The organism is Paenibacillus sp. MZ03-122A (assembly GCF_024213325.1).
GTDB classification, from domain to species: Bacteria; Bacillota; Bacilli; order Paenibacillales; family Paenibacillaceae; genus Paenibacillus; species Paenibacillus polymyxa_B.
On record NZ_JANAVI010000002.1, the window covers coordinates 449774 to 471672 of the forward strand.

The following is a 21899-nucleotide window of genomic DNA, read 5'->3' on the forward strand; positions in this document are numbered from 1 at the left end:
ATATAAATGAAAAAAGCCGAGTCCCCTAAAGGGCCCGGCTTTTCTAAATTCAATAGATTTAAACCTTACATAGTATGGAAGCGTATACATTACTTTTTTGGTGATTCGCTTACATGAGTTTTTTCAGTTGGGAAATCCTTCCCTGACTCACGCCAAGCATGGAGGCGAGTTGTTTTTGTGAAGATGCTGGATGTTCTTCCATAAGCTCTCTCATTTTTTCCAAAATAACGTCTGTGCGCTGATAAATTTTTTTCATATGCATATTTTGCTTAAGTGGGGGTGAATGGGTTTCAGTCGCTGTGACCGGAACTAAATCTTCCGTTTTCATCGAGGCTGCACATTCATCGCAGATAAACTGATCTTTAAAGTAGGTGTTGGTATCAACCGCACCGCAAAATATACAGTTGGTTGATTTGTACTTACGGAGCATGAGTGTCTGGTCTTCAATAAAAAACTCTAATGGATCGCCGATGTCAATCTCCATCGTCATGCGCAACTCTTTAGGAAGCACAATTCGCCCCAAGCTGTCCAAGGGCCGGGTCATTCCAGTCCTTTTCATTCATGCAACCTCCCCGGTTTTTTAAGATTTATAGAATGTATAAGGTTTGAGGCAATTCTTATCAATTCTATAACCGCAAGCATAAATTCTTACAAAAAGCGGCCCTTCATTGTTAATCAAGCATGGACGCACTTTTTTTCTTACGAGTATACCATAAACAGGCCGAATCGCCATCGTTCAGATTTATAAATTTTGAATAAGTTTTAATAAGTTTATTGCGAGCGAACATATATGCTATAATCGTCTGCTAAAGGATTTAATAGGTCGTCTGTAGAATTATTTATATATGCCGTAGCTCGGACAATGATGGCGGTGTTATGGGAAATGGATAAGGGCCAAACGGAATTTTCTGAGCGTTTTGACCCCACAAACAAGAATAAATGACACGGGCCCCGCCTTTAAAGTCCTTATATACAAGTCAGGCAAGGAGGATTTATCATGGAAAAAAGAAAAGCATTGTTGTTAGGAGATTATTCGTATCCGGAGTTTCACCCGCTGCAAGGGGTGGACGAAGAGATTAGCCATATTTTACAGGATTGGATGACGGTACAGTGCAGTGAGAATCGTAAAATGCTGCTCAAGGAAAATCTAACCTCATTTGATCTATGTATCTCGTACTGCGATAGCCGCAAGGAGGTTCTGTCACCTCAACAAACAGCAGGATTGCTGTCTTATGTTAGCGGCGGGGGTGGATTGCTTGTGCTGCATAACGGAATCACATTGCAAGGACGGTATGAAATTGCACAGTTAATGGGTGCACGTTTCTTGCGACACCCGGCTGCGGGTCCACTTTCCTTCAAAGTAACGGAGCCGGATCATCCGATTATGGAAGGAATCGAGCCGTTCGAAATGCAAGAGGAGCCGTATCGTTTTGATTTTGATCCATTCACTGAAAAAACACTACTGATGGAATATGAACACGAAGGCCAGTGGTGGCCGGCTGCATGGTCACTGTCCTATGGCTTGGGTCGGGTCGTCTATTTGATGCCTGGACATAATCAGCCAAGCTTCCAGCACGAGGGATACCGCAAGCTGCTGCTTCAGGCTGCCAAGTGGGCTGGACGCTTTCCGGGTTAAACATAGATCATTCCATTCATTGAGGAAGGGGAGCTGCGAACTTTATGCGGCTCCCCTTTTCAGGTTATACTATAGGTAATCACAGGTAGGGGAGGATATATTATGAGCGATTTGTTCAAAAAAGCCATCTCATTGGGGTGGGGCCTCACCGTTGTCAGCAAAGAAAAGGTGGAGAAAGCCGTCGAGGATCTTGTAAACCGGGGAGAACTTGCGCCCTCGGAATCCAAAGCGCTGGTCGATCGTCTGATCGAACGAGGGGCAGAGGAACAGGGACAATTCAAAACAGTGATCCGCGAACAGGTTAGCCGCATTTTGCAGGAGCTGGAAGTACCTACCGAAAATGATGTTACAAGTTTGGAGCAGCGTGTGGCATTGTTGGAAAAACAGGTAGCGGAGCTGGAAAAAGAAAAGGCGGCGCTTACGGGTTCGAGCGACGCTGAAGAAGCGAACCGGCTGGATTAAAATGGCGGTTCGTATGAAGCACGCCGGTCGTTACCGGGAAATTGCCATGGCGCTGGCGCGTCATGGCTTTGGCTATATGGTGGAAGAAATGGGACTGTTCCAGCTGCTGTCATTGCCTCGCAAGTGGCTGACGAGAGAAACTCCCGAGTCCAAAACGCTAGGTGAACGGATTCGACTTGTGCTGGAGGATCTGGGGCCTGCATTCATCAAGCTTGGACAGTTGGCAAGCACACGTGCTGACCTGCTGCCGGAGCCTATTATCCGTGAGCTGGTTAAGCTTCAGGATCAGGTACCACCGTTTTCATCTGAAACGGCGCGTGGCATTCTGGAGCAAGAGCTGGACACGTCATTAGAGGACATACTGGTTCGTTTTGACGATGTTCCGCTGGCCGCTGCTTCGATCGGGCAAGTGCATCTGGGCAAGCTGCACAGCGGCGAAATGGTCGCCATTAAAATCCAGCGTCCTGGCGTTAATCGCATTATTCGGCGAGATTTGGACATTTTGCGGGAACTGACCGCTATGGCAGCCAAGCGCTGGGAGTGGGTAGAGCGATATCAGCTTCGCCAGATGGTGGAGGAGCTGGGGAGATCGCTCATTCAGGAGCTGGATTACAACCATGAAGCCCGTAATACAGAGAAGATTGCGCTCCAATTTGAGCAGGACCCACATATCTATATTCCGAAAATATACTGGGATCATACCTCTTCCCGTATACTGACTATGGAGTTTCTAGACGGAACTCACTTGGGTAGTCGTGAAGAGCTATTACGCCGTGGATATAACTTGAAAGAACTGGCGCAGCGGCTGGTGAACAGCATGCTGCATCAAATTTTTATAGAGGGATTTTTTCATGCCGATCCCCATCCGGGGAATTTACTCGTTTTGAAAAATGGCAGTCTTGCTTATTTGGACTTTGGCATGACGGGAAGGTTGAGCGAAGAGATGAAGAATCATCTCGCTTCCCTCATTATTGCCCTGATGCGCAAAAATACCGATGCCATGGTTCGGTCTATCGAACGTTTGGGTCTGGTCGAACCGGACACCGACCTGAATGCGCTGCGTGCCGATCTGGACAAGATACGCGAAGATTACTCAGACGTTCCTTTCTCACAGGTCAGTATTGGTGATGCTTTGAACGACCTATTTGGCGCAGCGCAGCGCCATCGGATTGGTTTGCCGTCGGACGTCCTGTTGCTAGGCAAGGCGTTGCTGACACTGGAGGGGGTCGTGGAGCACCTGGACCCCGATCTCAGTATTATTGCTTTGGCTGAGCCCTTTGGTAACAAGCTGTTGAAGGAACGCTTCAGCGGTCGTCGTATCCGAGGCAAGCTGCTGGGTGGTGCGACTGAGCTGGTGGAGACGCTGATGGAACTACCAGGACATGCGAGGCATTTGGCCTCGATTATCAGCAAGGGCAAGCTTAAGCTGGAGGTTACTGTGCCGGAGCTGGAAATGCTTCTGCGCAGGCTGGATCAGATCAGCAACCGTCTGTCATTCAGTATCGTGCTGTTAGCGTTCAGCATTATTATGGTCGGACTTATTATCGGTTCATCGCTGAATCATCAGGTGACCATGCTGTGGAATGTACCTGCCATTGAAATCGGCTTTGTTGTCGCTCTCTTAATGGTTGCCTTTTTACTATATTCCATTTTTAAATCGGGAAGATTCTAGATACTGACCAGAAAGGAAAACTTATGGATACACATAAGATGAATAATCTCCAAATTGCAGATGTGCCATGGCACCGCCTGACTACCCCTTATGGTAGGGGCACGAAGTTGCCACAATTGATATCCAACGGGGAGTACGCAGCCATTGCTGATCTGATAGAGCATCAAGGCACACTGTGGCAGGTTACGCCATGGGTGTTACTTTTCTTATTGCGTAATATGCATATGAGAAATTCGGATGATATCACGCGGAGTGAGTTGGAACTGTACCATGCGGTTGTTGGAGCATTGGACATGGAAAACGCACAAGAGGATTCACAGAAGTCTGTAGATTCCCTAACCATGCTGCTGGACGAAAAATATCTATGGCCGGCAGACAGCGATCCAGAAGAAGATGAACTGGAGTGGGAAGAGGAAGAAGCACGCGGTTATGATCCGGTAGCTTTTTGGAGTTATTATGACTATAGTTATCGATTATTGAAGCAAGCACTGCCTGACTTTGAAGGCTTACTCCAGCAGCATGCGGACTCTGAGATTGCTGAATCCCTATCGGAGCTTGTACAGAAATTGCGAAAATTTTAAACATAAGAAAACGAATCAAATGAGCTATGACAGGAAACTAATCTTTTGCTAAGGAGTGATTTTAGTGGCAAAAAAATTAACTGATCTACATCGAATACGTCTCTTAAATCTCCTTCGTGATATTGGGTTTGAACCATCAAAAGTTACTATAGAAAATAAACAGGGGGAAACTGAGGTTATTGATTTAGAGTCCCCGTTACCGAAAGGGTTGCAAGCTGTTTTAAATTCCCGAGGCAGCCTAAGTAAGGAGCAATTACTTGAGATCGAAGAGAGTGTTAAACAATCCAGAGAGGATTGGGATTAGATGGGGTATTTATTTGATACGAATGCAGCTATTGCCCTTCATAGACTTGACTCATCTTTGGATAGAGTAATACGACAAGCTGAGAAAGACAAAGAGAATATTTTCTTTTCTGTTATAACTCAGTCCGAGTTTATAGCCGGGTTGCCCACTGATACTGCCTTAGATTCAATACCTTTTCTTGGCGGGGAATTTATTGCAGTTAATTCAGATATCGCAGTTAAAGCGGGGCGTATCAGAAGAGAACAAAAAGATAAGTTTGCAAGAAAGCTCAAGGCTCCAGATGCATTGATTCTTGCGACAGCTATTTAAACCAATTGGTACTGGTTACGGCGGATCAAGATCTACAGTTCGCGGAGTCTGAGTATGAAGTTAAGGTGATAAACTTTAGCAGGTTAGAATCTTAGAAATTGCGAAAATTTTAATTATAAGAAAACGAAATAAGATGAAGATAATGATCGATATTTCAAGGAAATAGATGATTTCTTTCTGTAAACAGCCTTTTAACTCATTCGTCTCTGCGATTTCCTTACGTTATAATGATGGACTGAATGTAACGGACCGGGTTCGTTTGAGAGAGACGAACTGAATGATAGGAGAGTCTTGGCGATTGGTCGCTGGACGGAGACCCGAAACACACGGGGTGCGAGTCAACACGCTACTTTCCGTAAATATAGGAGGCTGGAACGAGACAGTATGAATCTTAGACAACAATGGTTCGGTAATATCCGGGCCGATATACTTGCGGGCATGACCGTGGCGCTAGCACTAATTCCCGAGGCGATTGCCTTCTCGATCATTGCGGGGGTCAATCCCATGGTCGGGCTGTATGCCTCCATCTCGATGGCAATTGTCATCTCTTTTGCAGGTGGACGTCCGGCGATGATCTCGGCAGCTACTGGAGCGGTAGCGGTACTGGTCGTTGGCCTGGTGAAGGATCATGGCGTGGAATATCTGTTTGCAGCTACCATTTTGGCAGGAATCATTCAAGTGCTACTGGGTGTTTTGAAAATAGGTCGCTTTATCAGCTTTATTTCGCAGCCGGTTATGACCGGATTTGTGAATGCGCTGGCGATCCTCGTCTTTATGGCGCAACTCACCCACTTTCATGGAGCTAATTGGATCATGTACGCGATGGTAGCGGGGACGCTGCTCATTGTGTATATTTTACCGAGATTTGTGAAAAGCATTCCTGCTCCATTGACGGCAATCATCATCATGACGATCATTACGTATGTATTTGGATTGAATGTGAAAACGGTAGGAGATATCGGTACGCTAACCAGCTCGCTGCCTTCATTCCATTTGCCGCAAATTGAGTGGTCGTGGCATACTTTGCGGATTTTGTTGCCGTATTCCTTTACGATGGCACTGGTTGGACTGCTGGAATCGCTGCTGACAGCCAGTATTTTGGATGAAATGACCGAAACGAAAAGCAATAAAAACCGGGAAGCCCGCGGGCAAGGGATTGCCAACTTTGTAAATGGCTTTTTTGGTGGTATGGGTGGTTGTGCCATGATCGGACAATCCGTCATTAATGTCAGCTCAGGTGGAAGAGGGCGTTTGTCCACTTTTACGGCTGGGGTATTCTTGGCCTTTCTTTTGCTCGTACTTGGCGGGGTTGTAAAGGAAGTGCCAATGGGTGCATTGGTAGGAGTTATGTTTATGGTGTGTATCGGAACCGTAGACTGGAAATCGCTCCGAAACATTGCTAAGGTACCCAAGGCGGACACGTTTATTATGGTGGTCACGGTGATCATTGTGGTGGCTACGCATGATTTGTCTAAGGGCGTGATCGTAGGCGTACTGTTGAGTGCTCTGCATTTTGGCTGGAAAATGGCTAAAATTCGCATCAGCGCAACGGAGAACAACGACGAAAAGGTGTACCATGTCAGGGGTCCGATGTTTTTTGCTTCAACGACTCATTTTGTCGATCATTTCGAACCTTCGGATGATCCAGAACGTGTCGTGGTGGACTTCAGTCATTCTCATATTTGGGATCACTCCGCAGTTACTGCCATCGGCAAGGTGTTGCAAAAGTATACGAAATCCGGCAAATCCATCACCCTGCGGGGATTAAATGAGGAGAGCCGTTTAATTGTAGAGAAGCTCGGCGGCCCTCTTGTTACCGAGCCGCTCGTATGATGAATCGTATAGCATAAATCAAAGCTTGAAATGAAATTTATTCATTTCAAGCTTTTTTTATTTATTTCTGAAATAAAACAACACTTTTATTCCTGAATCATAGATAAATATGACAAATTTTCATCCAAGTATTGACGTAATAATTGGGCAGGAATACAATCATTGTTATTAAGCAGAGCAAGTACATAGGAATAATTGAAAATCGAAAGGTATACACATATGAACTTAGACTGGGAGTTTATTGTAGAGAGCTTGCCGTTATATGGAGAAGCTATGTGGTTGACGTTGAAGATCGCCTTTTTTGCTATTCTATTTTCATTAGTCGTCGGTTTGCTGTGCAGCACAGTACTGTATTACAAGGTAAGGGGAATTAGCGGCATCGTTGTTGCCTATATTGAGCTTTCCCGAAATACGCCGCTGCTTGTACAGTTATATTTTCTGTATTACGGGTTTACGAAAGTAGGTCTGCATATGAGCGAAATGACGTGTGCCATTGTGGGCATGACCTTTTTGGGCGGGGGTTATATGGCTGAGGCGTTCCGTGGGGGAATGGAAGCAGTGAGTAAAACCCAGACGGAATCCGGGCTGAGTCTCGGACTGTCCAAGATACAACTGGCGAGATATGTTATTTTGCCACAGGCTTTTGCCATCAGTGTTCCGTCTCTGGGAGCGAATGCGATATTTTTGCTCAAGGAGACTTCCATTGTTGGCGCCATTGCTTTATTAGATCTGATGAATGTGGCAAAAGACCTGATCGGCATGTACTACAAAACGACAGAATCGCTAATTCTGCTGGTATTGGCATATCTCGTTCTGCTTTTACCTTTGTCGATACTGCTGACATGGGTGGAAAGGAAGGTGCGATATGCTGAATTCGGGGATTAATGTACTTTTTGAAGGTTCCAATTTCGAGCGTCTATTAGGGGGATTGCTCGTTACGCTGGAGATTGCGTTACTTTCCATTATTATCGGTACTCTATTAGGCATTTTGATGGGGTTGCTGCGCACCTTAAAATCAAGACCGATTCGGTTTGTGCTGAAATTATATTTGGAGACATTCCGCATTATTCCAATTCTGGTGTGGTTGTATGTTGTATATTTTGGATTTACTCCTTTGTTGAATGTGAATATCAGCGGGGAATTGACAGCAATTATCGTATTCAGCCTGTGGGGAGCGGCCGAGATTGGTGACATCGTTCGTGGTGCATTGGAATCACTGCCCAAGCATCAGGTGGAATCCGGGCAAGCATTGGGACTGACATATGGACAGTTATACCGCTATGTGCTCATTCCCCAGGCGGTGCGCCGAATGCTTCCCGGTTCTATTAATCTGGCGACACGGATGATCAAAACTACTTCATTAGTGGTGCTGATCGGTGTAGTGGAAGTGGTCAAGGTCGGGCAGCAGATTATTGAGCTTGGTGTAATCAAGGCGCCCTCGGCATCCTTCTGGGTGTACGGCTTTATTTTCATATTGTATTTTCTCGTATGCTATCCGTTATCCAGACTTTCCAAAAGATTTGAACGCAGATGGCAAAATTAGCAGGATGGGGTGGATGTCATGGGAGAGGCTGTGGAGGTTTTACTCGAAATTCGAGGGCTGCACAAAAGCTTCGAAGACCGAAAAGTACTGCAACAGATTAATCTGGACGTAACGAAAGGGGAAGTCGTGGTCGTTCTCGGTCCTTCGGGATGTGGAAAAAGCACGCTCCTCCGATGTCTCAATGGTCTGGAGCCGGTCCAGAGTGGAGATATCCGTTATAGAGGGCAGGACCTGACGGATAAGAAAGTGAATTGGCGTGAGGTGCGGCAGCATATCGGAATGGTGTTCCAGAACTACGAGCTGTTTCCACATATGACGGTCTTAGAAAATATATTACTCGGCCCGCTTAAAGTTCAGCGGAGAAGCAAGCAGGAGGCACTTGAGCAAGCGGAGCAGCTATTGGAGCGAGTGGGTCTGCTGGATCGCAAAGATGCGTATCCGAGACAATTATCAGGCGGGCAAAAGCAACGGATTGCGATTGTGCGCGCCCTGTGTATGAACCCGGAAATTATGCTCTTTGATGAAGTCACCGCATCCTTGGACCCGGAGATGGTCAGAGAGGTGCTGGATGTCATGCGAGAGCTGGCACAGCAGGGCATGACCATGATTATCGTGACGCATGAAATGGGATTTGCCAAGTCGGTAGGAGATCGTATCGTTTTTATGGATCAAGGACAGATATGCGAAATGACTACGCCACAGCAATTTTTTACCCAACCGGAAACAGAGCGTGCCCAGCACTTTCTGGATATATTTCAGTACGAAACGATATAAACAGGGGGATGAATACAGATGAGAAAAGGAATGAAGTTCACGACGTTATTACTGGCTTTGAGCTTGCTGATTGTTGGTTTGGCGGGATGTGCAGGAGGCGGAAATACCAACGGTAGTTCAGGCTCGGCTAAATTTGCTTCGATTGAGGACATTAAAAAGAATGGCAAGATTCGAATAGGTGTATTTGCAGATAAGCCGCCTTTTGGCTACGTGGATTCGGAAGGGAAGAATCAAGGCTTTGACGTCTATATTGCGAAGCGGTTTGCCAAAGATCTCTTGGGTGACGAGTCCAAGGTGGAATTTGTTCTGGTGGATGCTGCCAGCCGGGTCGCCTATTTGGAATCCAACAAGGTAGATATCATCATGGCTAACTTTACGGTGACGGATGAGCGTAAAGAAAAAGTCGATTTTGCCAACCCGTATATGAAATTATCCTTTGGCATTGTGTCACCTGATAGCGCTCCAATCACCACGATTGACCAATTGAAAAATTCGGATCAGAAGCTGATTGTCGCAAAGGGAACAACGGCTGAGACCTATTTCACGAAAAATTACCCTGACATCAAGCTGCTTAAATTCGATCAATATACAGAAATCTTCTCAGCCCTCAAAGACAAACGCGGCGCCGCCATTGCCAACGATAATACAGAGTTGATCGCCTGGGCAAAGGCCAACCCTGGCTTTACCGTAACCATCCCGGCCTTTGGTGGTCAAGATACGATTGCACCCGCAGTAGCAAAGGGAAATAAGGAGTTATTAGACTGGATCAACAATGAGCTGGCTACATTAGGCAAGGAAAACTTTGTGCATCAAGCCTACAAGGACACATTGACCTCTGTTTACGGAGAAGGCTTTACAGATCAACTGGTCGTAGAGGGCGGCAAAGTGGATTAATGATTGCAAGAATTGGGTAAAGAGGCTTGACACGTTTATACGAGCATTTTAAAATATAAGTGAATTCTAAAGTAAAGTAGATCTATTTATATAATGTTTTAGGGTAACACTCGGGTAATCCCGAATAGTATATATTTGCATAATGAATTCCTTTAAAGAAAAAGACCCAGACTGCCAAGAATGGGGTCTTTTTTCTTTTGGTATTGCTTTATAGTAAGCAGAATACATTATTAAAGGAAAGAGATTTCGGCAGATAGCATCTCTAGTCAATGTAACGTGAATGTGTATTATTGGAGAGTTCTTTCAGGGCAAGACTGCCAAGTATTGACCCTGAATATCGGTTGAGCTTGCGTAACCCGCCAAAACCTCTTACCTATTTAAAATGGGTAGCCGATTAGTAATGCTATTAATCGAATAGCCTAGAACAAGCCATAGAAGAACGGACCCCAAGTGACTACCCAGTTGAAGACCAGTTTGAGAGACGGCTTCAAAGTAGTCACTTGGGCTTTGATTCGATTAACAACATTTTTAATATTTAGCATAATGATTCCTTTTGTACACGTACATTAACCCGCTCACCTTTTAATATTGTATATTGTTTGGTGAAGTTTGTTAACTACAAAAATACTTTTTAAAGTGCTTTGATCTTATTTAAGTAATGATGTGATAAGTTCAAAGAATAAAGAAAGACCTGTGAGATGACACTGTGCAAAGGGGAATGAACCCAAGTGACTTCTTACGGGTCCTTTTCAAAAGAAATTATTGTTTTCAATTTCCATCATCTATAATATATTCTATGATGTCAGCAAGAGTAATCGTCTTATATCCCTAAGTTTAAAATGATATCTCTCATGGACATTCATTATGATAACAATTATGCTAATTAACAAGGAAAAAATATACCTGCAAAGGGCAGAGATATAAGGCGCAGCTGATCATTCTATGAATGTACTACTCCCCCAAAAGCTCTTGCATACTAGTAGATTTCATTATATAATCTTAAATGATAATGAGAATCATAATCATTTATAACAGTCTTTAGGTGCATGCTCCCAATATGAGCCTAAGTGAATAGGATGGTGATGTACACATGGCTAAAGCAGATGTGGCAACTGCCAGAAGACAGCTTCGGAGTCCGAACAAGGTAACTCGCAGACGAGCTTTGAGAACGATCAAAGCTGCGAAACGCGCGAAGTAGCAGGTTCCAAGTTAACTGCAAATGGCAATACCAGTGTCAAATTTTTCAGTCTCCTCGTTTTGATATTGCACCTGCCTTCCTGATGGTGGTACACAGGAAAGTAGGTGTCTTTTTTTGAATAATAAAAAAGCGTCAGGCGGGTATCGAACCGTTCTGGCGCATTATTTTTAGAGCTATGGAAAACAATTTTATTTCTTTTGTGCAAACAGCCATTCAATCATATCCTGATTTTGCAGAGCCGGAACCCAGGAGAAGTGTCCTGTAGGTTTGATAATCCCTGCTTCGTATTCAGTGAAGTGAATGAGGTTTCCGTTTTGTGCTTTAATGGCAGCGACCATTTCTTGCGAGTTTTTAGGACTTACTGTGGTATCGTCTGCAGCATGGAAGGCCCAAATCGGGACGTTTTTCAATGCCTCGACGTGTGTAGGTTCAACAGGCGCATACATGTTAACGGCTTTTTCATAGTTGGTCAAACCGGCAATCGGCACACCTGCGGCGAACAAGTCCAGATTTTTTTCCAACAATCTCCACGTCCCCATGGCTCCTTGAGAAATACCAACAATATAGATTCGGTTGGTATCGATCGGGTATTTTAACGCCGTTTCACGTACCAGATCGGCTACAGCGCTGTTGCGTGGCTCATCTGCCCAAATGAATTTATGCTCCAGGTCAATCGGGCTTTGTGGAGCGATGACGAAGGATGGGTGTTTGGCTTGCTGCTCAGGAGAAGCCCAAGTGACAGCACCAGCATTCGCTAACAGGTTGACTCCGTTTCCATCACCGCGTTCGCCGTTTCCGTGCAGGAATACAACCAACGGATAGGTTTTGTCAGGCTCTACCTTAGGCTCAAACGTAAAGTAGTTCAGCTTGAAGCCTTCTTTATTTTCAAAGGTGTTTTTTTGGAAATCGTCCACGATTGGTGTAATTTTATCCGTTGCTTTTACAGTCTGTGTAGAGGCTGGGATGACTGTTTTCTTTAAAGTTGCAATATCTTTCTTTTGACTAATCGTATAATTCAGCGTGTTGATGCGGTTAACTGCGCTTGTTGCATCGTAAGTAAGGGTACTTGCATTTTTATCTAGCGTGTCCAGCTCAATCACGACATATTTGCCATGAGTACTGCGGTTGGTGATGGCTCCAGTATCATTGGTATATACACCGGTTACGGTTCTGTCTGTATATACATCATTGAGTACAGATTGAACCTGAAAGCTGGACGTGGATAAGGATGCCCCGTCAATATTGGTGCTGTATTTCAGTACGACAGCAGAAACGACTTCACCCAAAGGCTGTACCTGAGTAAGCAGGGTAGCCTTTGGCGCTGGGACATCGGCTGCTGCGGCAGAGCTGGAGGATGGGAAAAAGATCGTAAGCAGGAACACGAAAGATAATAAAACAAGGGCAAAACGTCTTCTTTGCATGAGATTAATCTCCTTTGGTGTCATTTTTTAAAGCGCTTACTACATGTTCGGGATGGTTGACTGTATGCTGTGGAATTCATACAAATCAAAAAAAGGCAAACTCCGGGTACACGTGTGTACTCGGGTTTTGCCTTTTCAGTAACAATCCCACTTGAAGGATAGCACCTTCATTGGAATCTGACAAGTGAAAGCGCTACATTTTTGGGTGTTTTTTATATAAAAAGTTTTACTTTCGTTACGGATGATTCTACAAAAATCCTTAAAGCAACTTGCAATTAGAAGTGGATATGTCGAACTCATGGTATTCATCTATAGCAGGAAAACCAAGTCATAGGGGCTTTTCAACGGTAATATTGTGGTATATAATCTCCTTAACTTAACAGTGTTAACTTATATAACGATGTTAACAAAAGGGGATGAAATCATGAACCAATACGATGTTATTGTCATCGGTGCAGGACTGGGTGGCTTGTCCTGTGCAGCAAGACTTTCCGCGCTCGGTTACCGAACAGCTGTTTTTGAAAGCCATACTTTAGCTGGCGGTTTCGCAACTGAATTTACAAGAAAGGGATATACCTTTGATGTCTCCTTGCACGGTGTCGGCGGACTCGAGGAGGGCAGCTTCGGTCGGCTGTTAAAGGACTGCAATGCGGACCAGCGAATTGTTCCTCTCCGCAAAAAGCACCCTTACTCCATTCGTTGGGAAGGACAGACCATTGATATTCCGTCCGATGTTCAGGAGTATGTGCAGCTCCTCAAAAATATGTTTCCTGCTGAGGTGTCGGGCATTGTCAGTTTATTCGCGGGCATTCGCCGTTTTGAAACAGGCTTTTCTGCTTTTTCTACTCTCACTTCCTGGCGCAAGGCGGTTGGCCTGCTCAAAGCAGGAACCTTCTTCCGTTGGACGCAAATGACGACCTGGGAAGCTGTAAGCCAGTTCGGTTTGTCTGACCGCTTCATAGAATTCTTTACCGCGCTGTGGGCCTATTATGGATTGCCTCCAAAGCGGCTTGCGGCCTTGTATTTTTTTATTCCCTGGATCGGCTATCATTTGGAGGGGACGTACTACATTGAGGGAGGCGCACAGGCTTTATCCAATGCATTGGTTGACGCTATTAAGTCAGCGGGAGGAGAAGTTCACCTGCGCAGTCAAGTATCTGAGATTATACTCGAACGCGGTAAAGCAGTTGGAGTCCGTCTGAAAAAAGGCGATGTATATAAAGCCAACTGGATTGTGTCTGGTATCAGTCCCCATCATACGTATGGCCGCCTACTGGAAAACCATGATGCTGCCCGTCGTGAGCTGGAAGCTGTCAGCAGTCTGGAGACTGGCACGTCTCTCACCCAGCTATATCTGGGATTATCATGTGAGCCTTATGAGCTTGGCATCACCGAAGAAGACTTAATCCTGTGCAATGAGCCGGATTCGGAAATAGATTATGAAGTTATGATGAGCGGCCAGTATACCAAAGGCAACTGGATGCTCACGAATTATAACGCCATGGACCCTAAGCTCAATGAACCGGGAAAGGGTGTCATTGCAATTACATTTTTGGACAGATTGGAGAACTGGCCTGCCGCACGTCCCGAATATAAAGCCAAAAAAGAAGCCGTGACACAGCAGATACTGGGATGTCTAGAACAGCTGTATCCGGGTTTTCGCAGCAAGGTAGTGGTGGCCGAGTTGGGCACACCGCGCACGATGCAGCGTTATACCGCTAATCCCGACGGGGCCGTTTATGGCTACGCACAAACGGTCCGGCAGTCCGGTATAAAAAGACTGAAGCACAAATCAGCCGTGAATCGTCTGTCATTGGTAGGGGCCTGGACACAGCCTGGGGGCGGGTTTCAAGGGGTTATGAACTCGGGTATAATGGAAGCTGATCGTATCGCCGCCAAATTGGGGTAGGCAGAAAGGGCAAGTACATCTACTCATGAAACATATCAAACGCCGAGAACGTGAAAGCAGTGAGATCCGCCGGAAAATCATTGAGGCCGCCCGGTCGCTTTTCCTGAATCAAGGATATGCCGAAGTCTCCATGCGCAAAATTGCGGATCAGATCGAATATTCACCAACAACTATTTATCATTATTTTGCCAATAAGGAAGCCGTGGTCCGTGAACTGCTGGTAGAAGGAAATACCTTGTTCCTGCAGGCTCTTCAGCGGCGTGTGGATGAAGCACAGGCAGCGGGATTGAACGCTCTGGACACACTGAAAACGGTATCTGATGCGTATGTTCGTTTTGGAACGGCTAACCCGGAATATTACAACATCCTGTTTATCAGCAACCTGGAATCTGTAAGCTTGGTCAGCCTTATAGACAGTGGGCGTTTTAAAGGCTTTGAGTTGCTTGAAACTGGGCTCAAAGCCGCTATGGAGGAAGGCTGCATCATGCAAGGAGATGAGCGCCTGATCGCCAGATCCGTATGGAGCATGCTGCACGGATTGACTTCTTTGCTCCTGAATTTTGAACTTCCTATGGCAAAATCCAATGATGAATTGATCGCATTCACTATAGATACTTTCCTCAGGGGGTTAAGCCGCTGACGCAGCGGCTAACTTTCTTTACCTCGCATCACTGTACATGCGAATCCGCGTCTGAAAGCTGCTTAAGCACGGCTTCAATGCGACGTTTATCTTTTTTGAGCATAACGAGCTGCAAAGAAGCAAGAAGCAGATCTGAGATATTGGCCCAAGCGTCTGCTTCCAGAGCGGGAAGGAGATCCCGATGAATCATGATATCCAGCGCCTCCGTTGCAATTTTCTGATGAAGCTCGCTATCGGATAGCCATTCAATCAACTGCTCAGCTGTAGGACGGGAGTGAGCAAAAAGTATTGCCCAGCCATCCACCGGATGATTGACTTTATCCTGCATCCAGTTAATGATCTGTGGTGAACGAAAATGCTGTAGCTGCCCATTAGCGGTGTATCCTTCTAATTTGTCTTCTGCAGCCGAATCCTGTAGCAAGTGATTGCAAACACATACCAAGCCTTCCTGCTCGGGTAGGCAACGGGCGCTCAGATAGGCACGTGTGGACACAAATGCACCCTTAGCATGTAGGGTATTGTTTTGAACTAAAGATGTCCATGCTTGCACGGTTTCCGGTTCCCACAAGGAGCGGACCCAATCAGCAGCCCCCATCCCCGCGGTCTCCCCTACCAAAACGGCCCAAGTAGAGAATGGAACCTGGCTATGTTGAATGTTCTGCCAGTGCTGCTCCCAGGCAAGAAAAATATCCTTTGGATCATAGGCTTGAAAAGCCTGCAACACAGCAGGATGATCCACGCCATGCATGGTGGTGTAATGGATCAGCCTCTCCAACGACTGCGCATCCTCCAGTTTCATCGTGCAAAACATGTTCAACCAGCGTAGCCAGAGTTGCAGTGGTGGGCTGTTTAGCTGAATGCCATGCTCATCGGCCACTTTAAACCAATCCCATAGCCATAGCCCATGCAAGGTGAGCATGGTGTCTATATAGGCAGGTAGATTTTCCGCAAGCAGCGTGAACTGGTCCAACTCGTGATGATAGCAGAACACCGCTGGCTCTGTAGTGGATGTCGCCATATCAAGCAGTATCGGATCACCCGCACCATTATAATTAAGGATCAGATATCGTTGCTCGTCCACTACCGAGTCGGTATCTTCCCCATAGGATGTAAAATAGCCAATATACTCATGATTCCAGCCAAACTCTCCTGTGATATCGTCTAGGATACTCTGCTCTTGTTCAAGATCATTGCTGTTTTTATATGAACACTCCGGTCCATCAGCTACAATACAGTGTGGGGGGAGGCACCATAGTAAATTTAAGCTGCCACACCGCTGTATTAATTCAGACAGGGAGGCAGGCAAAGGCATCCGCAGCCGTTCCTCCAGCTCAGTTAGTTCACCTGTAGAAATCCCCTCCGTCCATTGGTATACCACATCAGGCATCCCACTTTGTCTCAGACGATCAACGACTTGTTCCAGTTTTTCTAAGGTTTGTGCAAAATGTACTGTCATTCGTATTCGTCCTCCTCTTACTCTACAACCCGACAATGCTCTTTTTGCAAGAATGCTAGAATTTCATCACGAAGTGCTATCGCTTTCGGTTCATAAATGATCGCCACTTCGCGTCCATATGCATAGTTAAAACGCACGTATCCGCCTAGAGTATGAAGAAAAGCCATGCAGATATGCTCATTTTCAATCCATAGGTTTGAGGCAAAATGCTGTTTAAACCGCTGAGCCAATGCTTGTATGGATGCCGGAGCGAAATCCAGGGCTTGCTCGTTGGCAGCCACAGCAAGCCTTCGACCTGAGGGTGAATCGATAGGAAGTCACCATCTATGGAGCTGCCAATGACCACGCACTCACCCAGCTGCTGCGCTGTAATTGGGCAATTATCATCATGCGTCCACAGTTCGTAATCCGCATAGGCTTGCAATAGGTGAGGATCAGGCCTTTCAATCATTAGCAGGCCGCAATAGGTGCCCGGCCCGTAGCGGGTGAGGAATGCTACATAGGGAGGGGGTAAAGTTAATCCATAGGTATGTTCAAAAATTGTCAGTTCATTGGCGCCACCGTCGTATGTTGTGTGGAAACCCAAAACATGTAGGATACACCTGCTTTCCGGCACTCTATCTATAGGGATAGAGATCAAAAGTAAATGAGAGATATGCTATAATTAGGAAATAAAATAGTTATAGATTAGTCTATCTTAATTCCATAGGAACTACAATTTGTGAGGGGACGAAGGAGGAACACATCTTATGACAACATCAGGGGTACAAGCCTACATAGATCCAATTTTTGAGGCGATTGATGAGGCGTACGCTTCTGAGCAAAAGCGCATCGCCGAATTCCAAATCAAAAGTGTCCTTCACGAAGGGATTCATGAATACTTAAAAGTTACCTGTAAGAAGGATGGGCTGTGGGTGGATACCTACGAACCGTTTGATTGGGATCATCGTAGACCGGACATGGAGATTTCTGGTTTTACGGAGGGGGTAACACTGCAGCAGGTTCAGGACGAATGGATGCCTGTGTTTAGGGAACGGATAGAGGCGCTATTTAATTCGGAAGAATTCAGTTCCATGTTCTTTCGTTATCGGCTGGATTTTCATCTGGAAGTGGTCTTGGAGAATAAGGCCAATCATTTTACATTCTCACTCCTAAATGAAGATAAACGGCAGCAACTGTTAGCCACTATCCAGCAGTTTGTGGAGCAGAAGCTCAACCCCTCCAGTAAAGCTATCCCGAAGGAAGAGGACGATTTCTTCTTAGTGAGACACTTGCTTGATCCTCATTTGTACGCTATAGATGCCCAGCGGGTGGATGAGTTGCTCCATATAATGGATGCCAAAGTGAAGGTCAGCCGCAAGCGTGAGGAAGCATGGAGGTATCAGCTCAACAGTGGCTTAAAGCATTGGGCTGAAGATGAATTTTTGCTGAAGTATGCGGATCGGGAAAAAAGCTATGGGTTGGATTATAAAGTGAAGCCCGATATTCTCCCTTCGGAAATTCCCGCGCCAGCCATGGAGATGTTCCTGCTTACCGCGATGCGGGTGGGTTCGACCGATGCCGATGCACGGCAGAAATATTTGGAGATTGCTGCACAGCTAGGCTCGGAGCAGGCTTCCGTGTGGCTTGAGAGCGGATCAGGAAGCATCCCAGCGCTACATACAAGCGAGCGAGTCATCTGCCAAGCCAATGATATTTTGCAAACATTGGAGGTTCAGATTCGTTCAGAGGAAGAAGAAAGCTATAGACAAGCACTTGTATATTTATGCGATATTTTAAAGAAGGGCTTTACCAAGGAATATCGGATGAAGTTCAAAAGCAAGGTGAAAAACTACCTGCCTGTACCCAAGTTGGCTAAATCTACGCTACATCGTTTCTTCGCCAATGCACTTGAGTATCCGTCGCTGCATCCGTTGCTGGCTGAATATGCCGAAACCGTGATGGAAGAATTCAAATGGTATAACGATGTAGAGCCCGGTGAAAAGTCGGCGATGCCGGGAACCTATGCGGTAATGGGATTAGGACTGAAAGGAACGAACTATTTCCCATTAGTGAATCGTTATATGAAGCTGGTGGACAGTGAACATCAGTCCGTACAGGACGGTTACGCGGCTGCTTTTGCCGAAGCGCATGGGCTAACACCTGACACGATCCCCGTTTGGACGAGGATTCTACTGGCAAGCAACGAGTCTGCCAAACCACTGAAGTCATCCGGAATCGAAACTGTAGAGCAGGCACAGGTACTGGTGGAGGAGCTTGAGAAGCTGGAGGACTACGAACAAGAGGTGCTTGTTTATCGTATATGGGGTGGCGCGAAGAAACTAAAAAACAGCCTGAAGCAGGCTGTCCCTGAGGTGAAAGAGTTGCTGGAGACGCTTATTCCATAAAAGCATCATATTCATGATAATATCGCAGTCCCTGCGCAATGCGTTCAATATCCGGCTCGCTTCCGCTGTGGCGTAACACTTCAATAACATCCTGTACAGTCGCTACCTCCAGCCAAGATTGCACGTGATGGTCTGGCAGAGATGCAGGGATACTTTCATCACGATGATTGGTGACGGTGAGACCCGCATCCTCCAGCTCCCACAATTCTTCCTCGGGGATGATGTAGTAGGTAGAATTGAGCGGATTACTTTGAACACGTTCCAGATTGGCAAATACCCATTCATTGATTTCTGTTTGGTCAACGGCATGAACTAGTGCTTCAAGGCTGTCAAAAGTTAGTATGCTCATGTATGGAGGCCCCTCTCTTAGCTGCTGGCTTATGCTGTAGCTTTTGTAATATCTTTAAGATGGCCTGGCGATTCTTCGCATCCTTAATGTACTTGGGAATGGAATGGGAAGCCGTACGCATCATACCGGATGTAGGCTTTTCCCGCAACTCAGCAGAGATATAGGAGAGCAGGTAATTCAGGTGTATCCGGTTAAGAGCCCAGACAGGTTTACCCCGATAGTAATCAATGAAGTACAGCTGGAGCTGGAAAATAGGGTCTTTTCCGTTTTGGATCACGTCCGTATGCCATTCGCGTGATTGAACACGATGCACCGGAACCTGATTGCGTGTCTCACAGTGCGGACAGTTTATATTCGTATTTTTATGGGGTTTCGTTCGGTCATCATGGATTTCGATATTAAAATACCGCTCGCAATGGTTGCATACGCCGCGTGCATAGAATGTATAAGATTCTGGCTGCTGATACGTGTAATAACAATGAGAGCATCGAACAACGTAATAACATTCTTTTTTGGATCTGGAAATAAAAGCTTGGCCCTGACAACGGGGACAGTGAACAGCTACTTGTTCTCCTCTCCGGATCACGGCGGCAAAGTCATATTTATATCCATGTTCATCTTTGAAGCGCTTTTGCTCCATATTCGTTCCTCCTTTTCGGAAAGAGCGTAAAAACGTACATTTTATGATTCATATGTTATAATATTCCTCAACAACAGAATGGCTTAGATGGGCGGTCGGCTAGTCTCCTGTAAAGGAGGTGACGGTCCTGATTCTTTCCTTCCATAAAAAGAAATAGACCGCCCTCGACAAAGGCAAGCGGTCTATTTCAATGATCATCCTTTGACACGGCTACCACCCTTAAAAGCGGCTGTTGCCAAAGAGTGAGGATGTTGGCGCATCTTCACTCTTTTTTTAGAATATACATCTTATTCCCATTTTAACACTTGAAAATGGCCTTTTCAATGCACCGAAGGGTGAAAAGGTGAATAGGACGTGCAAAAGGAGAGGGCGAACATGAGCATTTTTACAGGGCTGCAACGTCCACAGTTTCAGGCTTATTATGATGAGGCTTTTCTAATAGAACATCGTTTTGAAAATGGTATGGGTTTTCCGCCTTCTTATATAGATTATGTCAAAACTCTTGGTTACGGGCGACTATGCGGCTTATGGAACATTCATATTCCTCTTGGCAATCACCCGGATTCATGGCTTCATCGTTATTATGACTGGCGGGCCTGGTTTGATGATTTACTCGAATCGGAAGAGGTTTTACAAGAAGCGGCGCTGGAGCCAGATGGCTTTCCAGAACTTTTGGAGCATGCGGTTCCCTTCGCTTCCAGTGAAGGGAATGACCTGCTGATTTGGGATATTCAATCGCCTGATGAACGGGGAGAATTCCCAATCTATGCTTTGAATCTACGCACATGGGGCAATTTTCGGTATGCAGCCTCGGATTTGTATAGCCTCGTCGAAGCGTTGGTGGATGAAGAGCGCGTAAAGTCTGTATTGGGCACAGATCGTACACCATTCCCTTATACATTCGAGCCTTTTTAACAACGCTTTTTTGAATCTACCATACAGTGCGCAAATCACCTGACATACCGCAAATCGGCCATCATGCGTGGGAATAACAAAAATATCGCCTTCCCGATGCTTGATTCTTTTGAACACCATCGTCAGGCCAGCTCTTCCTGAATGATCTCTGTTTTTAGACCTTTAGCGCTGGTAATCGTAATGCTGATCGCATCATAGCCGTTCCGCTTCACATCTTCAAAATTGCATCGTTCGCCGTTGATCAGCTCTAACTGTCCATTCTCATCCACATCGTCTGCAAACTCGTCATCCCAATCCACATTATAAAAAGCGGTCAAGCTTACCTCGAAAGTATCTTCACCATCTTCGTCCAGATAGGGCAGCAGGGGAGTGCGATTGTTCTGCTGTTCCTTGGTATAAACTTCGCATAGCAGAGCATCGTAACCATGGCGGGTTCCGTCAAAAATCACGATCTGTTCACCTGTGACTGCATCTTCTGCAATAATGAGCTGGGGTGCAAATTCAGTTACAGCGATTAGCTCGTCCATAAGCTCTCCATAATAAAAAATGTGGAATTTCGTATGTCCGGCCTGTGAACGGAGCTTACCTGTCCACTCCTGCTCGACCCATGCCTCCGGGTTTTCGGGTACAACCCAACCTTCCAAATAAGCCGGTCCACATTTAGGATTATGTATTTCTGTCATCAGTAGGCCTCCCTTTCTGCTCGTTGAGTCGTTCAATTACCTGGTTAAAAAACGTTGTAAAGTCTGTTGCCACCAGATACAAATGTCCACATTCGTCCTGCTCTGCAATATCATAGTTCAGTTTGTCATCATAAGCATGAAGATGTGTGCGGTCCCAGTAGTACACATACGGGGTGTATTCATTACATATCAGAACGTAAAAATTGTCGCCCGCATCTGCACCAATTAACAAAGCGTTCTCGACATGATTGATTTTCATCCAGAAAATCATTATTAATCGCTAGCGGTGCATC

General features: G+C 45.8%; 25 protein-coding genes. 16 read left to right on the plus strand and 9 right to left on the minus strand.

All coding sequences use genetic code 11. The annotated features are described in order from the left end of the window. Positions 1-109: 109 nt before the first annotated feature. Positions 110-559, minus strand: coding sequence for an AbrB/MazE/SpoVT family DNA-binding domain-containing protein (locus tag NLX74_RS06020; RefSeq protein WP_025721620.1), 450 nt, complete (start codon positions 557-559; stop codon positions 110-112). 438 nt (positions 560-997) lie between these two features. Here NLX74_RS06020 and NLX74_RS06025 point away from each other — a divergent pair, with 438 nt between their 5' ends. From NLX74_RS06025 to NLX74_RS06080, 12 genes are all read left to right on the plus strand, one after another. Continuing rightward, positions 998-1636 carry a ThuA domain-containing protein gene (locus NLX74_RS06025; protein WP_039271649.1) on the plus strand — a complete coding sequence of 213 codons (639 nt, stop codon included), beginning with the start codon at positions 998-1000 and terminating at the stop codon, positions 1634-1636. A 102-nt stretch (positions 1637-1738) separates the two neighbouring features. Then, positions 1739-2098 (plus strand): phasin family protein, encoded by a 360-nt coding sequence (locus NLX74_RS06030; RefSeq protein WP_013312404.1) that lies wholly within the window; start codon positions 1739-1741, stop codon positions 2096-2098. A gap of 1 nt (position 2099) precedes the next feature. Then, complete coding sequence (locus NLX74_RS06035; RefSeq protein WP_254328208.1) at positions 2100-3770, plus strand: ABC1 kinase family protein; 1671 nt, start codon at positions 2100-2102, stop codon at positions 3768-3770. A gap of 23 nt (positions 3771-3793) precedes the next feature. Further along, positions 3794-4351 (plus strand): hypothetical protein, encoded by a 558-nt coding sequence (locus NLX74_RS06040; RefSeq protein ID WP_254328209.1) that lies wholly within the window; start codon positions 3794-3796, stop codon positions 4349-4351. A gap of 64 nt (positions 4352-4415) precedes the next feature. Continuing rightward, positions 4416-4655, plus strand: a complete 240-nt coding sequence (locus tag NLX74_RS06045; RefSeq protein ID WP_069290586.1) for a hypothetical protein — start codon at positions 4416-4418, stop codon at positions 4653-4655. Beyond that, the gene (locus tag NLX74_RS06050) at positions 4656-4964 is read left to right on the plus strand and encodes a PIN domain-containing protein (protein ID WP_254328210.1); all 309 of its coding nucleotides are present in this window, start codon (positions 4656-4658) and stop codon (positions 4962-4964) included. It abuts the gene before it with no gap. A gap of 384 nt (positions 4965-5348) precedes the next feature. After that, positions 5349-6797, plus strand: coding sequence for a SulP family inorganic anion transporter (locus tag NLX74_RS06055; RefSeq protein WP_039271645.1), 1449 nt, complete (start codon positions 5349-5351; stop codon positions 6795-6797). Between the two features lie 219 nt (positions 6798-7016). Beyond that, positions 7017-7682 carry an amino acid ABC transporter permease gene (locus NLX74_RS06060; RefSeq protein ID WP_254328211.1) on the plus strand — a complete coding sequence of 222 codons (666 nt, stop codon included), beginning with the start codon at positions 7017-7019 and terminating at the stop codon, positions 7680-7682. Beyond that, entirely contained in the window at positions 7663-8340 is a 678-nt protein-coding gene (locus NLX74_RS06065; protein WP_250266856.1) for an amino acid ABC transporter permease, read from the plus strand. The genes NLX74_RS06060 and NLX74_RS06065 overlap by 20 nt, the downstream gene beginning before the upstream one ends. 18 nt (positions 8341-8358) lie before the next feature. After that, on the plus strand, positions 8359-9114 hold the full coding sequence (locus NLX74_RS06070) for an amino acid ABC transporter ATP-binding protein (RefSeq protein ID WP_165177831.1): 756 nt from the start codon (positions 8359-8361) through the stop codon (positions 9112-9114). A gap of 18 nt (positions 9115-9132) precedes the next feature. Further along, positions 9133-10008, plus strand: coding sequence for a cysteine ABC transporter substrate-binding protein (locus tag NLX74_RS06075; RefSeq protein WP_069290583.1), 876 nt, complete (start codon positions 9133-9135; stop codon positions 10006-10008). A 1090-nt stretch (positions 10009-11098) separates the two neighbouring features. Continuing rightward, on the plus strand, positions 11099-11206 hold the full coding sequence (locus tag NLX74_RS06080; RefSeq protein ID WP_158451783.1) for a putative metal homeostasis protein: 108 nt from the start codon (positions 11099-11101) through the stop codon (positions 11204-11206). 188 nt (positions 11207-11394) lie between these two features. Here the strand turns inward: NLX74_RS06080 and NLX74_RS06085 are convergent, their stop codons facing one another. Then, positions 11395-12627: a PHB depolymerase family esterase gene (locus NLX74_RS06085; protein ID WP_254328212.1), complete on the minus strand. Its 1233-nt coding sequence runs from the start codon at positions 12625-12627 to the stop codon at positions 11395-11397. Between the two features lie 424 nt (positions 12628-13051). On the opposite strand from NLX74_RS06085, the gene NLX74_RS06090 reads away from it, so the two are divergent. After that, positions 13052-14536: a phytoene desaturase family protein gene (locus NLX74_RS06090; protein ID WP_254328213.1), complete on the plus strand. Its 1485-nt coding sequence runs from the start codon at positions 13052-13054 to the stop codon at positions 14534-14536. Between the two features lie 25 nt (positions 14537-14561). Then, entirely contained in the window at positions 14562-15176 is a 615-nt protein-coding gene (locus tag NLX74_RS06095; RefSeq protein WP_250266852.1) for a TetR/AcrR family transcriptional regulator, read from the plus strand. Between the two features lie 28 nt (positions 15177-15204). On the opposite strand, the gene NLX74_RS06100 is transcribed toward NLX74_RS06095, so the two are convergent. From NLX74_RS06100 to NLX74_RS06110, 3 genes are read right to left on the minus strand one after another with little or no spacing between them, the layout of a single operon-like run. Continuing rightward, entirely contained in the window at positions 15205-16632 is a 1428-nt protein-coding gene (locus NLX74_RS06100) for an SMI1/KNR4 family protein (protein WP_254328214.1), read from the minus strand. A 17-nt stretch (positions 16633-16649) separates the two neighbouring features. After that, positions 16650-16799: a hypothetical protein gene (locus NLX74_RS06105; RefSeq protein ID WP_254328215.1), complete on the minus strand. Its 150-nt coding sequence runs from the start codon at positions 16797-16799 to the stop codon at positions 16650-16652. Further along, a complete protein-coding gene (locus tag NLX74_RS06110; RefSeq protein ID WP_254328216.1) occupies positions 16778-17083 on the minus strand; it encodes a hypothetical protein in 306 nt (101 codons plus the stop codon). Before NLX74_RS06110 ends, NLX74_RS06105 begins: the two co-directional genes overlap by 22 nt. Before the next feature lie 298 nt (positions 17084-17381). On the opposite strand from NLX74_RS06110, the gene NLX74_RS06115 reads away from it, so the two are divergent. Beyond that, the gene (locus NLX74_RS06115) at positions 17382-19019 is read left to right on the plus strand and encodes a DUF6138 family protein (RefSeq protein WP_254328217.1); all 1638 of its coding nucleotides are present in this window, start codon (positions 17382-17384) and stop codon (positions 19017-19019) included. On the opposite strand, the gene NLX74_RS06120 is transcribed toward NLX74_RS06115, so the two are convergent. Both NLX74_RS06120 and NLX74_RS06125 read right to left on the minus strand, forming a co-directional pair. Continuing rightward, positions 19009-19368: a DUF7716 domain-containing protein gene (locus tag NLX74_RS06120; protein ID WP_254328218.1), complete on the minus strand. Its 360-nt coding sequence runs from the start codon at positions 19366-19368 to the stop codon at positions 19009-19011. The two genes, NLX74_RS06115 and NLX74_RS06120, sit on opposite strands and share 11 nt — an antisense overlap. Continuing rightward, positions 19349-20008, minus strand: coding sequence for a hypothetical protein (locus NLX74_RS06125; RefSeq protein WP_254328219.1), 660 nt, complete (start codon positions 20006-20008; stop codon positions 19349-19351). Before NLX74_RS06125 ends, NLX74_RS06120 begins: the two co-directional genes overlap by 20 nt. 375 nt (positions 20009-20383) lie before the next feature. Here NLX74_RS06125 and NLX74_RS06130 point away from each other — a divergent pair, with 375 nt between their 5' ends. Next, the gene (locus tag NLX74_RS06130; protein WP_254328220.1) at positions 20384-20923 is read left to right on the plus strand and encodes an SMI1/KNR4 family protein; all 540 of its coding nucleotides are present in this window, start codon (positions 20384-20386) and stop codon (positions 20921-20923) included. A gap of 122 nt (positions 20924-21045) precedes the next feature. On the opposite strand, the gene NLX74_RS06140 is transcribed toward NLX74_RS06130, so the two are convergent. Together NLX74_RS06140 and NLX74_RS06145 are read right to left on the minus strand one after the other, a co-directional pair. Continuing rightward, positions 21046-21606: a hypothetical protein gene (locus tag NLX74_RS06140; RefSeq protein ID WP_254328221.1), complete on the minus strand. Its 561-nt coding sequence runs from the start codon at positions 21604-21606 to the stop codon at positions 21046-21048. After that, on the minus strand, positions 21590-21865 hold the full coding sequence (locus tag NLX74_RS06145; RefSeq protein ID WP_254328222.1) for a hypothetical protein: 276 nt from the start codon (positions 21863-21865) through the stop codon (positions 21590-21592). Before NLX74_RS06145 ends, NLX74_RS06140 begins: the two co-directional genes overlap by 17 nt. Positions 21866-21899: the final 34 nt, after the last annotated feature.